9 protein-coding genes are annotated in these 12,688 nt (G+C 70.7%); 6 read left to right on the top strand and 3 right to left on the bottom strand.

The features are described 5' to 3' along the window. Window positions 1–122: 122 nt before the first annotated feature. Together RCO28_RS00690 and RCO28_RS00695 are read right to left on the bottom strand one after the other, a co-directional pair. Complete coding sequence (locus RCO28_RS00690; RefSeq protein ID WP_308938908.1) at window positions 123–1,265, bottom strand: serine hydrolase domain-containing protein; 1,143 nt, start codon at window positions 1,263–1,265, stop codon at window positions 123–125. Between the two features lie 63 nt (window positions 1,266–1,328). Continuing rightward, complete coding sequence (locus RCO28_RS00695; protein WP_308938909.1) at window positions 1,329–2,000, bottom strand: DUF4097 family beta strand repeat-containing protein; 672 nt, start codon at window positions 1,998–2,000, stop codon at window positions 1,329–1,331. Window positions 2,001–2,228: 228 nt separating this feature from the next. Here RCO28_RS00695 and RCO28_RS00700 point away from each other — a divergent pair, with 228 nt between their 5' ends. After that, window positions 2,229–2,963 carry a helix-turn-helix domain-containing protein gene (locus tag RCO28_RS00700; protein ID WP_308938910.1) on the top strand — a complete coding sequence of 245 codons (735 nt, stop codon included), beginning with the start codon at window positions 2,229–2,231 and terminating at the stop codon, window positions 2,961–2,963. 81 nt (window positions 2,964–3,044) lie between these two features. Beyond that, complete coding sequence (gene holA / locus RCO28_RS00705) at window positions 3,045–4,028, top strand: DNA polymerase III subunit delta (protein WP_308938911.1); 984 nt, start codon at window positions 3,045–3,047, stop codon at window positions 4,026–4,028. Window positions 4,029–4,264: 236 nt separating this feature from the next. Here the strand turns inward: holA and rpsT are convergent, their stop codons facing one another. Further along, window positions 4,265–4,531, bottom strand: a complete 267-nt coding sequence (gene rpsT, locus RCO28_RS00710) for a 30S ribosomal protein S20 (RefSeq protein WP_308938912.1) — start codon at window positions 4,529–4,531, stop codon at window positions 4,265–4,267. A 273-nt stretch (window positions 4,532–4,804) separates the two neighbouring features. Here rpsT and lepA point away from each other — a divergent pair, with 273 nt between their 5' ends. The 4 genes from lepA (at window position 4,805) to hemW (ending at window position 12,559) form a co-directional block, all read left to right on the top strand. Beyond that, the gene (lepA, locus tag RCO28_RS00715; RefSeq protein ID WP_308938913.1) at window positions 4,805–6,670 is read left to right on the top strand and encodes a translation elongation factor 4; all 1,866 of its coding nucleotides are present in this window, start codon (window positions 4,805–4,807) and stop codon (window positions 6,668–6,670) included. Between the two features lie 289 nt (window positions 6,671–6,959). Further along, window positions 6,960–8,846, top strand: coding sequence for a long-chain fatty acid--CoA ligase (locus RCO28_RS00720; RefSeq protein WP_308938914.1), 1,887 nt, complete (start codon window positions 6,960–6,962; stop codon window positions 8,844–8,846). Window positions 8,847–9,144: 298 nt separating this feature from the next. Further along, the gene (locus RCO28_RS00725) at window positions 9,145–11,262 is read left to right on the top strand and encodes a SpoIIE family protein phosphatase (protein ID WP_308938915.1); all 2,118 of its coding nucleotides are present in this window, start codon (window positions 9,145–9,147) and stop codon (window positions 11,260–11,262) included. 64 nt (window positions 11,263–11,326) lie between these two features. Next, a complete protein-coding gene (hemW, locus tag RCO28_RS00730) occupies window positions 11,327–12,559 on the top strand; it encodes a radical SAM family heme chaperone HemW (RefSeq protein ID WP_308938916.1) in 1,233 nt (410 codons plus the stop codon). The last annotated feature ends 129 nt before the right edge of the window (window positions 12,560–12,688 follow it).

The following is a 12,688-nucleotide window of genomic DNA, read 5'->3' on the forward strand; positions in this document are numbered from 1 at the left end:
GAAGCAACGCCCAAGCCGCCCTCCTCCCCCCCCCGACGGGAGTCGCAGGGGCGGGCGGCGGCCAAGGGGAATCGAGCCGGGTTGGCCTGGGCGGGTCCGCGACGCCGACTCGGTCACCCTGTCTACGGAGTCGGCTCGGCCGGGAGAGCTGCCGCGTCGCCCGCTCCGGCCTGCCCGCCGCCGAACACCTCCCCGACCAGCCGCTGCGTCGCCTGGTGGAACGCCGCCGCCATGGACAGTGCGGCGTCGTCGACGTAGTTCAGCGCGGCGGTCAGGGTCTTGCTGCCGTCGGGCGTGCTGTACATCAGCGCCGCGTGGCCCGCCATGCCGCCGTTGTGGGTGATGACGGTGGCGCCGTTGTCGCCCGCGCTCTGCACGAACACCCCCAGTCCGTAGCCGACTTTGGGATGCGGCTTGCACATCTCGGCCAGGAGCGGGGGAGGCAGGAGCCTGCCGCCCATCAGCGCGGAGATGAACGTGTGGAGGTCCCGGGTCGTGGAGATCATGTCGCCGCCGGTGGAGATCCAGGAGGGGTTCTGGCGGGTGACGTCGACCGTCTGCTCCCGGCCGCCGTCCTCGTACCGGTAGTAGGCGTGGATGTGCGGTTCGGGGATCTCCGGGTCGGTCTCCGGCATCAGGGTGTCCGACATCCCGAGCGGCCCCAGGATCAGCCGCTGCATCTCCGCGGCGAGCGAGCGGCCGGTGACCTTCTCGATCAGCAGCCTGGCCAGTACGTAGTTGGTGTTGGAGTAGCTCCAGTCCGTTCCCGGCTCGAACCGTGCCGGCTTGGACAGCGCCAGCCGTACCAGCTCTTCCGGCCGGTAGGTCTTGAACCGGTCGTCCACCCACTCCTGGCCCGCGGTCGTGGCGGGGATGCCCGGCGCGACCGTCCCGTCGTCGTAGTACTCGCCGGTGAAGTTGAACACCCCGCTGGTGTGCTGCAGGAGCATCCGCACCGTGATCCGCGGGTCGAGGCCGAACTCGGGCAGATGGTCGGCCACTTGGGCGTCCAGCTCGATCGAGCCCTCGGACACCAGTTGCAGCACCACGGTCGCGGTGAAGGTCTTGGTGTTGCTGCCGATCCGGACGTGCCCGTCGGCCGAGGGCTTCGCGGTCTCGCCCAGCTTGCGCACCCCGGCGCTGCCGACCCACTCGCCTTGCTCGTCGTGCACGCGCATCGTCACCCCGGTGAAACCGGACTCGGCCATGTCCTCGATGACCTTCTGCAGCTCCGGGCGGTCCTGGTCGGTAAGGGAGTTCGACATGGTGGTGTGCTCCTTCGGAACGGTGACGGGACTCAACTGACGGGACAGGATCGCCGCGGACTCTCAGAGGCTGCGGGCGCTGATGTCGCCGTGGGCGGTGGTCGCGTGGATGGTCAGGGCGGCGTCGGCGCCGTCGGCGTTCTTGAGCGCGTTGTGGATGCGGCCGTAGGAAGTGCCGGCGTCCAGGGAGGCGGAGACTCCGCGGGCGGCGCCGACCGAGATCTCGCCGGACTCGGTGCGCAGCGTGACCGCGCCGAGTACGGCCTCGGTGATGTGGAGGTCGCCCTTCTGGGTGCTGATCTGTGCGGGGCCGCCGAGGCGGCCGACCGAGATGTCGCCGGACTGGAGGGTCAGGCGGGCACTCGCGGCCTCGTCGAGCTTGACCGAGCCCTGGGCGCTCTCGAGGGAGACGTCGCCGAGCCGTCCGACGCCCCGGAACTCGGCGGCCGCCGCCGTCGCTTCGACGCGGGAGCCGCTGGGCAGTTGGACGGTCACCTCGATGGACCCGGAAGCGCCGAAGATCTGGTTCTTCGCCTCGGGGGCCTTGATCCGCAGGACGCCGTCGCCGTAGGTGACCTCGGTCTGCTCCGCCGCCTTCACGTCGCGGCTCTTGGCGGCGTTGGCGGGGAGCACCTCGACCGCGGTGTCGGTCCGGTCGGCGGCGATGAACTGGATGCGGCCGACGGGGATGTCGAGGACGGCGGCCACGGGGGCGGGGGTGTCGAACTTCTGCATCGTAGTTTCCTTCGCTCGCTGTTTCCGATGATGGAAAAGCTACGTTGCATTTATGGATGCGGCAATCAGCTCGTTGCGCAAAATCGCAGTCATTGCAGGCAGTTGCGCTGTAATCGTTGCAATGGTTTTGGAATCTAATGCAACAACCGCGACTCGCGTCGTTGCAATGAATTGAAAGTGAACGCTAATCTGGAGGCTCCACGGATCCGGATCACGAAGGAGACCGCGATGCCAGGAGGCAGGCTCACGCAGCAGGAACGCCGGCAGATCGCCCTGGGGCTGGCCGACGGGCTCGCCTACGCGGAGATCGGCAGGCGTCTCGACCGTCCGACCTCGACGGTCACGCGTGAGGTGATGCGCAACGGCGGCCCGACCGCCTACCGCGCCGACCTCGCCCACCGCGCCACCGAACACCGCGCGCACCGCCGCAGAAAGGCCGCCCCCCGGGACCCGGACACGCGCCCGCAGGCGCACGGGCGCGATGCCGAAGCGGTACGCGAGTACGAGGAGACGTTCACCACCGTCTTCATGCAGTCGGGCCTGCCCAGGATGACGGCCAGGGTGCTGGCCTGCCTCTACACCACCGACGCCGGCAGCCTCACCGCCTCCGAGCTCGCGGGGCGCCTGCAGATCAGCCCGGCATCCGTCTCGAAGGCGGTCACGTTCCTTGAAAGCCAGGGCCTCATCCGCCGGGAACGCGACGAACGCCGCCGCGAACGCTACGTCGTCGACGACGACGTCATGTACCAGTCCACGATGGCCAGTGCCCGTGCCGCCGCCCACCTCGGCGAGGTGGCCCGGCAGGGCGTCGGCATCCTCGGCCCCGACACCCCGGCCGCCGCCCGCCTGGAGAACATCGCCCGCTTCATCGACTTCGTCTCCGAGAGCATCTCCCGCGCCGCTGACCAGGCCCGCGAGATCCTCCACACGAAACCCGAAACGACTTCGGACACCACTGCCTGAGCCGCCTTCAGGTCATGGCGTCCACCCCCGGCGGGGCCGCTCGTCCGGCGTTGTCAGTGGCGCGTGGGATCCTTGACCGCGATGGCCACGAAACCCGCAAACGACAATCCGCTCGCCCCCGTCACGATCGCCGTGGGCCAGGAGGACCTGCTGCTCGACCGCGCCGTGCAGCAGGTGGTGGCCGCCGCCCGGGCCGCCGACTCCGACACGGACGTGCGTGACCTCGCGCCCGACCAGCTCCAGCCGGGCACGCTCGCCGAGTTGACCAGCCCGTCGCTGTTCGCCGAGCGCAAGGTCGTGGTCGTACGCAATGCGCAGGACCTCTCGGCGGACACGATCAAGGACGTGAAGGCGTACTTCGGGGCGCCGGTCGAGGAGATCACCCTCGTCCTGCTGCACGCCGGAGCGGCGAAGGGCAAGGGCCTCCTCGACGCCGCGCGCAAGGCGGGCGCCCGCGAGGTGGCCTGCCCCAAGATGACGAAGCCGGCGGACCGACTCGCGTTCGTACGGGCCGAGTTCCGGACGCTCGGCCGGTCCGCGACGCCGGAGGCGTGCCAGGCCCTGGTGGACGCGATCGGCAGCGATCTGCGGGAGCTGGCCTCCGCGGTGACGCAGCTGACGGCGGACGTCGAGGGGACGATCGACGAGGCGGTGGTCGGCCGGTACTACACAGGCCGGGCCGAGGCCTCCAGCTTCACCGTCGCCGACCGGGCCGTGGAGGGCAGGGCGGCCGAGGCGCTCGAAGCGCTGCGCTGGTCCCTCGCGACCGGGGTCGCGCCCGTGCTGATCACCAGTGCGCTGGCCCAAGGGGTGCGCGCCATCGGCAAGTTGTCCTCCGCGCGCGGCGGCCGTCCCGCGGACCTGGCCCGTGAACTCGGTATGCCGCCCTGGAAGATCGACCGCGTGCGGCAGCAGATGCGCGGCTGGACGCCGGACGGCGTCGCGGTGGCGCTGCAGGCGGTCGCGGAGGCGGACGCGGGGGTGAAGGGGGGCGGGGACGATCCGGAGTACGCGCTGGAGAAGGCGGTCGTCACGATTGCTCGGGCGGCGCGGTCGCGGCGCTGAGGCGGGGGTTTGTGTGTGGGGGCTGAAAGGTGAAGCTGTGGGGCGGGCTGAAGGTGAAGCCAAGAACCCAAAAACCCCGCCAACCGCCCTGGGGAAGGGCGATCAACGGGGTCTCCGGTTGAAGCTTCTGGATCCGCACCCGCGTGGCGAACGCAGGCCGCGTGCGGATCCGGGGTGCCGGGCGGGAGCGGATGAGAGGGCCCGCTCGGGGTCCGTCCCGGCGATCAAATCAAGTGTCAGCCCTGGAGGGCGGCGACCTTGGTGGCAAGCGCCGACTTCTTGTTGGCGGCGTTGTTCTTGTGGAGGACGCCCTTCGAGACGGCCTTGTCCAGCTTGCGGTTGGCGTCGCGCAGGGCCGCAGTGGCCTTCTCGACGTCACCCGCGGCGGCAGCCTCACGGGTCTTACGGATCGCGGTCTTGAGCGAGGACTTGACGGCCTTGTTGCGCAGGCGCGCCTTCTCGTTCGTCTTGTTCCGCTTGATCTGGGACTTGATGTTCGCCACGAAAGAGCCTTTTCAGGTTCGATGATTCTTACGGCGGCCACCCGGCGACAGCCACACCCGCAAGCCGAAGACCGCGGGCAGGACGAGCCAGGAGACCGAGGGAGTGCCTCACACGCTGAGAGGGCACGCGAGACACAGCTGACCAGGCTACCAGCGCCCCTCCCGGCGGCCCAAACCGAGCCTTCTTCGCCGCTCATGGGACGATGGAGGCTACGTAACGATCCGACCCGTGGCTGCAGAGAGCTGCAGACGTCTCAAGAATCAGGACCCTGCGTGCCCGCGACCCCTACGAATGTGCCTCAGCCGAGCCGTACCGACCCGGCGTTGATCCGCAATTTCTGCATCATCGCGCACATCGACCACGGCAAGTCCACGCTCGCCGACCGGATGCTCCAGCTGACCGGTGTGGTCGAGCAGCGGCAGATGCGCGCTCAGTACCTCGACCGGATGGACATCGAGCGCGAGCGCGGCATCACCATCAAGTCCCAGGCGGTCCGCCTGCCCTGGGCGCCCACCGAGGGTGAGGGTCAGGACAAGACCCACATCCTCAACATGATCGACACTCCCGGCCACGTGGACTTCACCTACGAGGTCTCGCGCTCGCTCGCCGCCTGTGAGGGGACGATCCTCCTCGTCGACGCGGCCCAGGGCATCGAGGCGCAGACCCTCGCCAACCTCTACCTGGCGATGGAGAACGACCTCAAGATCATCCCGGTGCTCAACAAGATCGACCTGCCGGCCGCGCAGCCGGAGAAGTTCGCCGAGGAGCTCGCGAACCTGGTCGGCTGCGAGCCCGACGACGTCCTGAAGGTGTCCGCCAAGACCGGCCTCGGCGTCGAGGCGCTGCTCGACCGCGTGGTCAACGACGTCCCGGCCCCGGTCGGCGTCCAGGACGCCCCCGCCCGCGCGATGATCTTCGACTCGGTCTACGACTCGTACCGCGGTGTGGTCACGTACGTCAGGGTCATCGACGGCCAGCTCAACAAGCGTGAGCGGATCCGGATGATGTCCACCGGCGCCACCCACGAGCTGCTCGAGATCGGCACGAACTCCCCGGAGATGCTGCCCGCCGACGGCCTCGCGGTCGGTGAGGTGGGCTACCTGATCACCGGTGTGAAGGACGTCCGCCAGTCCAAGGTCGGTGACACGATCACCACCCTGCACAAGGGCGCCACCGAGGCGCTCGGCGGGTACAAGGACCCGAAGCCGATGGTGTTCTCGGGGCTCTACCCGCTGGACGGCTCGGAGTACCCGGACCTGCGCGAGGCCCTCGACAAGCTGCAGCTCAACGACGCCGCCCTCGTCTACGAGCCGGAGACCTCGGCCGCGCTCGGCTTCGGCTTCCGCGTCGGCTTCCTCGGCCTGCTGCACCTGGACGTGATCCGGGAGCGCCTGGAGCGCGAGTTCGGCCTCGACCTGATCGCCACCGCCCCCAACGTGGTCTACCGCGTGATCATGGAGGACGGCGTCGAGCACACGGTCACCAACCCGAGCGAGTTCCCCGAGGGCAAGATCGACCAGGTCTTCGAGCCGGTCGTACGCGCCACGATCCTCGCGCCGTCCGAGTTCATCGGCTCGATCATGGAGCTGTGCCAGAACCGGCGCGGTGTGCTGCTCGGCATGGACTACCTCTCCGAGGACCGCGTCGAGATCCGCTACACCCTGCCGCTCGCGGAGATCGTCTTCGACTTCTTCGACCAGCTGAAGTCCAAGACCCGTGGCTACGCCTCCCTGGACTACGAGCCCACCGGCGAGCAGTCCGCGCAGCTCGTCAAGGTCGACATCCTGCTGCACGGCGACAAGGTCGACGCCTTCTCCGCCGTGACGCACAAGGACCAGGCGTACGCGTACGGAGTGCGGCTCGTCGCCAAGCTGCGGGAGCTCATCCCGAGGCAGGCGTTCGAGGTGCCCGTGCAGGCCGCCATCGGTTCGCGGGTCATCGCCCGCGAGACCATCCGCGCCATCCGCAAGGACGTCCTCGCCAAGTGCTACGGCGGTGACATCTCCCGTAAGCGGAAGCTGCTCGAGAAGCAGAAGGAAGGCAAGAAGCGGATGAAGATGGTCGGCTCCGTCGAGGTGCCGCAGGAGGCCTTCATCGCCGTGCTCTCCAGCGACGAGGGCCCGTCGAAGAAGAAGTAGGCCGGAAGGAACCCGGAAGCAGCCCGGAAGCGGAATCTCCGGGGAGGCTGGGCACAGGCCCGTCGCGCGGCTCGCGCGGCGGGCCTTTGTCATGCGCGTGAGTCTCGCCCCGTCACCCCCGTGCGCCCTGCCGCGTTCTGTTGAAAGTGAGAGGTCGTAGCCCCTTACGTGGCGGGCGCGGGCGCTCTACTCTGATCACTGCTCGAAGGTTACTCGCTAGTTAAACAACCGCCCCCCAAGCAGACGCACGCCAACAGACGCAAGCACTGTCGCGGGCCCGGAGGATGTCGTGAGCGACACACAGACACAGATCGAGAACCGTCCGCCCTCCGTGGCGAGCCTCTTCCTTGAGCGCGTTGCGGCCACGCCGGACGCCGAGGCCTACCGCTATCCGGTGCCGTCGGCCTCCGGCAGCGGCCCCGACGACTGGAAGTCCCTGAGCTGGGGCCAGGCCGCCGAGCGGGTGTTCGCGATCGCGGCCGGCCTGATCGACCTCGGCATCGAGCCCGAGGAGCGGGTGGCGCTCGCCTCCGACACCCGGGTCGAGTGGATCCTCGCCGACCTCGCGATCCTCTGCGCGGGCGCGGCCACGACGACGGTGTACTCGTCGACGAACGCCGACGAATCCGCGTACATCCTGTCCGACTCCGCCAGCAAGGTGCTGATCGCCGAGAACGAGGCGCAGCTGGCGAAGGCGCGGGAGCGGCGCTCGGAACTGCCGGAGCTCAAGCACGTCGTCGTCATCGACGGCGACCACGGGCTCGCGACCGGTGAGGGCGACGGCTGGGTGCTCTCGCTCGCCGACCTGGAGGCGCGCGGCGCCGCGTACCTGGAGAAGAACCCCGAGGCCGTCAAGGAGCGGATCGGGAACATCACCAAGGACCAGCTCGCGACGCTGATCTACACCTCCGGCACCACCGGCCGCCCCAAGGGTGTGCGGCTTCCGCACGACAACTGGTCGTACATGGCGAAGGCCATCGCGGCGACCGGGCTCGTCGGGCCCGACGACGTGCAGTACCTGTGGCTGCCGCTCGCGCACGTCTTCGGCAAGGTGCTGACCAGCGGGCAGATCGAGGTCGGGCACGTGACCGCCGTCGACGGCCGGGTCGACAAGATCATCGAGAATCTGCCGATCGTGCAGCCGACGTACATGGCCGCCGTGCCGCGGATCTTCGAGAAGGTCTACAACGGGGTCGCCGCCAAGGCCCGCGCCAGGGGCGGCGCCACGTACAAGATCTTCCAGTGGGCGGCCGGCGTGGCCCGCGAGTACGCCAAGGTCACGCAGGACAACTTCCGCAGGACCGGCAACGCCTCGGCGCCGTTCCCGCTCTCCGCCAAGCACGCCGTCGCCGACAAGCTGGTCTACGGCAAGCTGCGCGACGCCTTCGGCGGTCGCCTGCGCGCCTGCGTCTCCGGCTCGGCGGCGCTCGCGCCCGAGATCGGCTACTTCTTCTCCGGCGCCGGCATCCACATCCTGGAGGGGTACGGGCTCACCGAGTCCAGCGCCGCCTCCTTCGTGAACCCCGGCGAGGCGTACCGCACGGGCACCGTCGGCAAGCCGCTGCCCGGCACCGAGGTGCGGATCGCGGACGACGGCGAGATCCTGCTGCGCGGCCCCGGCATCATGGAGGGCTACCACGGCCTCCCCGAGAAGACCGGTGAAGTCCTGGAGAGCGACGGCTGGTTCCACACCGGCGACATCGGCGAGCTCTCGGCCGACGGCTATCTGCGGATCACCGACCGCAAGAAGGACCTGATCAAGACCTCCGGCGGCAAGTACATCTCGCCCGCCGAGGTCGAGGGCCAGTTCAAGGCGGTCTGCCCGTACGTCTCCAACATCCTGGTGCACGGCGCCGACCGGAACTTCTGCACCGCCCTGGTCGCCCTCGACGAGCCGTCGATCCTCGCCTGGGCCGAGGAGCAGGGCCTGGGCGGGAAGTCGTACGCGGAGGTCGTGGCGGACCAGCGGACGGTCACGCTCGTCGACGGCTATGTGCGGGAGCTCAACCAGGGCCTGCAGAAGTGGCAGACCATCAAGAAGTTCCGGCTGCTGCCGCGCGATCTCGACGTGGAGCACGGCGAGTTGACGCCCAGCCTGAAGCTGAAGCGGCCGGTCGTGGAGCGCGAGTACAAGGGGCTCATCGACGAGATGTACGCGGGGACCATGGAGAAGTAGGCACGCGCGGCCCTGAGGGGTGCGAGAGCGGGCGCGGCCCTGAGGAGTGCGAGAGCGGGCGCGGCCCACGGATGCGATCCGGGGGCCGCGCCCACGCGTGTCGGCGGCGTTTTCCGGAATGATCTCCTCCGCGCTGTGCCACTCCGTCCGGAATTGATCGTTTCGGAGCGCGGGCATAGCACGGTTTGCGCTCTTGGCGGCCTAGTTCGGTAACTCGGTGCTTATGAGCGGGCTCTGTCTGTCACTCTGGCGTGGCCGCCTGAGGCAGCACACCGTCCGACCCGCTCAGGAGCTGCACGTGGGGTTCATTCCAATGCAGCGGGAGACCGGCTCGTCTGCGCCGGAGTCCCGCCCGTCGCCTCCGCATGTCCCACGGGAGGCCCATCCCTGCGCGCGCACCACCCTGACCGGCAACTCCCTCGCCCCCGCCGCCGCCCGCCGCTTCGTCCGCTCCGCCCTCGCCGACTGGGCGGAGCCCGCCGTACGCGCCGACCCGGCGGAACACGCCCCTCCGCCCGCCGTCGACGGGATCACCGAGCGCCTCGTCGACGACGCCGTGGTCCTCGTCAGCGAACTCGTCACCAACGCCGTGGTGCACGCCGGGACCGACGTCGAGGTGCTCTGCCGCCTGGAGTACGCGGAGGAGAACGACGAGGGTGAGGGCGCCTCCCTGCTCGTCGAGGTCACCGACCACCACCCGGCCCGCCCCGTGCACGGCGCGAGCACCGACCGCACCGCGGACGGGTCCGAGTACGGCCGCGGCCTCCACCTCGTCGCCTCCCTCTCCGAGTCCTGGGGCATCACGTACCGCACCGGCAGCAAGACCGTGTGGGCGCGGCTGCCCGTGGACGGCGTCGACGTGGCGAGGGAGCTGGAGGTGTACGCGGGGGAGCAGGCAACCGAGCGCGGGCTCCGCGCCGCCGAACTCCTCGCCCACGACCGCGCCCGCGACCTGGACCACACCCACGACCACGACCGTGACCCGGATCACCCCCGCGACCCTGGCGACCCCGACTCCGACCGCGCCCGCGACCCCGGCGCCTGGGGCCACCGCGACGCCGTCACCTTCCTCGCCGAGGCCTCCGACCTGCTCGCCGGGCAGCTCGACGAGGACCTGGTCGCCGCCCTCGCCGGGCAGCTGCTCGTCCCGCACATCGCCGACTGGTGCGCGGTCTGGCTCGACGACGAGGGCGACCGGCGCACCGCGCCCCCGGCCTCCGCACCCCGCCTCGCCCGCGTCTGGCACCGCAGCGAGAACCGCATCGAGGAGCTGCACCGCGTCCTGGAGAAGGAGCCGCCGCACCTGCACGGACCGCCGCACTCCGGCCCCGTCACCGTGCCCTGGCCCGCCGAAGGGCTCGTCGAGAGCACCGGCACGGCCCTCGCCCACCGCCTGGTCGCAGGCGGCCGTGCCCTCGGCACACTGCTCGTCGGCCGGGCCGGACAGCAGCGCTTCCCCGACGAAGTGACCGGTCTGCTGCAGGACTTCAGCCGCCGCGTCGCCCTCGCTGTGGGCGCCGCCCGGCAGTACACCCGGCAGGCCACCATCAGCCGCGTCCTGCAGCGCGGCCTGCTGCCCAGCTCCGTCGCCGAGGTCCCGGGGCTCCAGACCGCGCTCGTCTACGAACCCCGCGACAAGGGCCTCGCGGGCGGGGATTTCTACGACGTGTTCCCCGCGGGCGACGGCCGCTGGTGCTTCGCCCTCGGCGACGTCTGCGGCAACGGCCCCGAGGCCGCCGTCGTCACCGGCCTCGCCCGCCCCTGGCTGCGGCTGCTCGCCCGCGAGGGGTACAGCGTCGGGGACGTCCTCACCCGCCTCAACCAGGCCCTGCTCGACGACGCCATGGAAGCCGCCGAGGCCGCCGCCCGCGCCGTCGCCGCCGCCGGACTGCCCGGCATGGGCGGCCTGCCGGGCACCCCGCCCGCCTCCGGCGCGATCCACGGCACGCACGGCTCGCCGCACACTGCCCTGCCGCACACCGGCCACCCCGACACCGCCTCGCCCAGCCGCTTCCTCTCCGTCCTGTACGGCGAGCTCGTCCCCACCGGCGACGGCGTGCGCTGCACCGTGGCCTGCGCCGGCCACCCGCTCCCGCTGGTCCTCGACCCCGAGGGCCGCGTCCGTGCCGTCGCCGAACCGCAGGTGATCCTCGGCGTCCTTGACGACGCGACGTACACCGGCGAGACCTTCCTGCTGCGCCGCGGCGAGACGCTGCTCCTCGTCACCGACGGCGTCACCGAACGCCGGGACGGGCCCAGCCAGTTCGACGACGGCGACGGGCTCGCGGACGCCCTCGCCACCTGCACCGGCCTCAGCGCCCTGCACGTCGCGGAACGGATCCGGCACCTCGTGCACGAGTTCTCCGCCGAGCCGCCGGACGACGACCTCGCGCTGCTCGTCCTCCAGGCGCAGTGAGCCCCGGTCGGGAGTTATCCACAGGCGGACCGGCTTCCGGCGGCGGTACGGGACAATGGACCCCATGCCCTCCGTACTCCCCGATGGTGAGCCCGTGCCCTTCGACGGGGCGCTGCCCGCGCACGCCCTGGCCGAGGCGGCAGCCCGCCCCCTCGGGTTCTATCTGCACGTCCCGTACTGCGCGACCCGCTGCGGGTACTGCGACTTCAACACCTACACCGCGAGCGAGCTGCGCGGTCCCGAGGGCGCCCTGGCCTCGCGGGACAACTACGCGGACCACCTGATCGAGGAGATCCGCCTCGCCCGCAAGGTCCTCGGCGACGACCCGCGCGCGGTCCGCACGGTCTTCGTCGGCGGCGGCACGCCCACGCTCCTGCCCGCGGCCGATCTCGTCCGGGTCCTCGGCGCACTGCGCGCGGAGTTCGGTCTCGCCCCCGACGCCGAGGTCACGACCGAGGCCAACCCGGAATCCGTCGACCCGGCGTACCTCACGGAGCTGCGCGAGGGCGGGTTCAACCGGGTCTCGTTCGGCATGCAGAGCGCCCGGCAGCACGTCCTGAAGGTCCTCGACCGCACGCACACCCCGGGCCGCCCCGAGGCCTGCGTCGCCGAGGCCCGCGCGGCCGGCTTCGAGCACGTCAACCTCGACCTGATCTACGGCACGCCCGGCGAGTCCGACGACGACTGGCGGGCCTCCCTCGAAGCCGCGATCGGCGCCGGCCCCGACCATGTCTCGGCGTACGCCCTGATCGTCGAGGAGGGCACCCAGCTGGCCCGCCGCATCCGCCGCGGCGAGGTCCCGATGACCGACGACGACGTGCACGCCGACCGCTACCTGATCGCCGACTCACTGCTCGCCGAGGCGGGATTCTCCTGGTACGAGGTGTCCAACTGGGCCACCACGGACGCCGCCCGCTGCCTGCACAACGAGCTGTACTGGCGCGGCGCGGACTGGTGGGGCGCGGGACCGGGCGCGCACTCGCACGTCGGGGGCGTGCGGTGGTGGAACGTCAAGCATCCGGGCGCGTATGCGCAGGCGCTGGTGGCCGGGGGTTCGCCGGGGGCCGGTCGGGAGCTGCTGTCCTCGGAGGACCGGCGGGTCGAGCGGGTGCTGCTCGAACTCCGGCTGCGGGAGGGGGCTCCGCTGTCCCTGCTCCGTCCGGACGGTCTCGCTGCCTCGCGGCGGGCGCTGGGGGACGGGCTCCTGGAGCAGGCTCCGTACGGGGCGGGGCAGGCCGTGCTCACCCTGCGGGGGCGGCTGCTGGCGGACGGGGTGGTGCGGGACCTGGTCGACTGACGGCTGGATTCTTTCCCCTACCCGCCCCTTCCCGTACTGGGGCTCCGCCCCAGACCCCGCTCCTCAAACGCCGGAGGGGCTGAATTATCAGCCCTCCGGCGTTTGAGGAGCGGGGTCTGGGGGCTGGCC

The organism is Streptomyces sp. LHD-70, from assembly GCF_031157275.1.
Lineage (GTDB): Bacteria > Actinomycetota > Actinomycetes > Streptomycetales > Streptomycetaceae > Streptomyces.

Coding starts and splice junctions, on each gene's coding strand:
- holA (WP_308938911.1), top strand. CDS start 3,045: ATGGCCACGAAACCCGCAAACGACAATCCGCTCGCCCCCGTCACGATC.
- RCO28_RS00695 (WP_308938909.1), bottom strand. CDS start 2,000: ATGCAGAAGTTCGACACCCCCGCCCCCGTGGCCGCCGTCCTCGACATC.
- RCO28_RS00700 (WP_308938910.1), top strand. CDS start 2,229: ATGCCAGGAGGCAGGCTCACGCAGCAGGAACGCCGGCAGATCGCCCTG.
- RCO28_RS00690 (WP_308938908.1), bottom strand. CDS start 1,265: ATGTCGAACTCCCTTACCGACCAGGACCGCCCGGAGCTGCAGAAGGTC.
- hemW (WP_308938916.1), top strand. CDS start 11,327: ATGCCCTCCGTACTCCCCGATGGTGAGCCCGTGCCCTTCGACGGGGCG.